General features: G+C 38.9%; 3 protein-coding genes. 1 reads left to right on the top strand and 2 read right to left on the bottom strand.

The window, feature by feature from the left end:
• The coding region (locus ON09_RS23590; protein ID WP_010603534.1) for an OB-fold nucleic acid binding domain-containing protein at positions 1 to 811 on the top strand (811 nt) is incomplete at its 5' end.
• A gap of 63 nt (positions 812 to 874) precedes the next feature.
• Here ON09_RS23590 and ON09_RS23585 read toward each other — a convergent pair.
• Together ON09_RS23585 and ON09_RS23580 are read right to left on the bottom strand one after the other, a co-directional pair.
• Entirely contained in the window at positions 875 to 1,156 is a 282-nt protein-coding gene (locus tag ON09_RS23585) for a hypothetical protein (protein ID WP_010603533.1), read from the bottom strand.
• Positions 1,149 to 1,526 (bottom strand): hypothetical protein, encoded by a 378-nt coding sequence (locus ON09_RS23580; RefSeq protein WP_010603532.1) that lies wholly within the window; start codon positions 1,524 to 1,526, stop codon positions 1,149 to 1,151. Before ON09_RS23580 ends, ON09_RS23585 begins: the two co-directional genes overlap by 8 nt.
• Between the last annotated feature and the right edge of the window lie 221 nt (positions 1,527 to 1,747).

Raw genomic sequence — 1,747 nt, 5'->3', positions numbered from 1 at the left:
CAGGCAAATTAAAGGAATAAGAATGGATGAGATGGACATTTTAATCTGCCACAGGCGAACACTTTACAAAAATATAAATCAGTTGGTAGATGCAGGAATTTCGCTGGCTACAATAGAAAGACTGGCAGATGCAGATGCCTTTAGATCACTGGGTTTCGATCGCCGCCAGGCACTTTGGGAAGTATCGGCACTTGCAGATCGACCTGTAGCATTATTTGAAGGCCAGGATTCTGAAAGCAAAATTGAAAAACAAACCCAGCTCCCGCTCATGACAAAAGCTGAACATGTGATACAGGATTATTCGACCACAGCACTTTCTTTAAAAGCACATCCGGTAAGTTTTGTAAGAGAACAATTGAATTTGTTAAGAGTATGTGCCAACAAAGACTTAGATGCGGTTAAAGATGGTCAAAGCATTAAAGTTGCAGGCTTGGTATTGGTACGTCAACGTCCTGGTACCGCTGGTGGAGTGTGTTTCATTACAATAGAAGATGAATCAGGTTTTTCTAACCTGGTGGTTTTTGAAAGCCTTTTCGAAAAGTACCGGAAAGAAATCCTTCACTCCCGTTTACTTATGGTAGAAGGTAAATTGCAAAGAGAAGGTGAAGTAGTGCACATCATCGTTAAACGCTGTTTCGACCTGACAAAACTGCTTCGAACACTGAGCAAAACAGATCAAGATGATCTTCCAATATTAACACCTTCTCGTTCTGATGAAAAAACTGCTCCTTATCCAAGCGAAAACAAAAGGACACAGGTACGCCAAACCAAACAAGAAATTGCTATTCCACCCGCCAGAAATTTTAAATAATATCAAAAAATTACTCCTATAGTTCACCTGAATTAACAGGAAGCAGCTCCAAAAACAATATGGCTAGTGATATTCAAGCATCAGTTTATTATCTAACGCAAAGATGTAAGTGGTTTGGTTGGCAAGGTAATTATGAATAGGGTATTTGGTTCCCATTTCACTCAGTGATGTCACCAGGTTTTTGACAACAGTCCGCATCTTGGTTTGTGATCTCTTTCGTTTCAGCATTAGTTCATTAATCTCTACTTCATCAATGGCAGCATCGATTTCATGGCCAAGGGTATGAATTTGTTCGAGAAGTGAGAGGTAGCGGTCAAATTGTTCTTGTATAGTATCTTTACTCATTTTCTGTTTTTTCTTCAATCAAAATCGATCCGGCTAAGCAGCTGATCAATAATTCATCTCCATCACGTCTGTCGATTACCCTCACACGTGTATTCACCTTGCAAAGTTTCTCTACCAACAGTTCCTGTATTTCTGCCCATTCCTGCGAAACACTTTCCAGGTGTTGTTCCTTTCTTTCCAGCTCAATATGTGCAATCAGGTATTCATCAGCCTCTGCGGCAGATATGGAATCAGTTTTGGATAAATCTGGCAATTGTGAGGCATCCACTACCCGCTTGGCCTGTTCTACCTCAATAGAAAGGTCTTCATACTTATCAAACAATTGCTGAATGTTATCATATTTCATATCCACATAACCTTTTAATGTCATGATAAGTTTTATTCATTTACAATTATAAAAGCTGTTTTAAATACTTAATACTTATCTAACTGATATATAACTGAAATGCCTGGAAGCAAAAATCAATCAATAAAACATTTAAAGATGCAAAGGGTTTTATAGCATATGGAAAACATCAACCTACTCTTAATTCCGGCAGCCCGCAAAGGCGAAATCGAAGTATTAAACGAATTGATCCGCAGACAGGCAGA

The sequence above is a fragment of the Pedobacter agri PB92 genome (genome assembly GCF_000258495.1).
Classification (GTDB): domain Bacteria; phylum Bacteroidota; class Bacteroidia; order Sphingobacteriales; family Sphingobacteriaceae; genus Pedobacter; species Pedobacter agri.
This window is presented reverse-complemented; position numbering and strand designations above follow the sequence as displayed.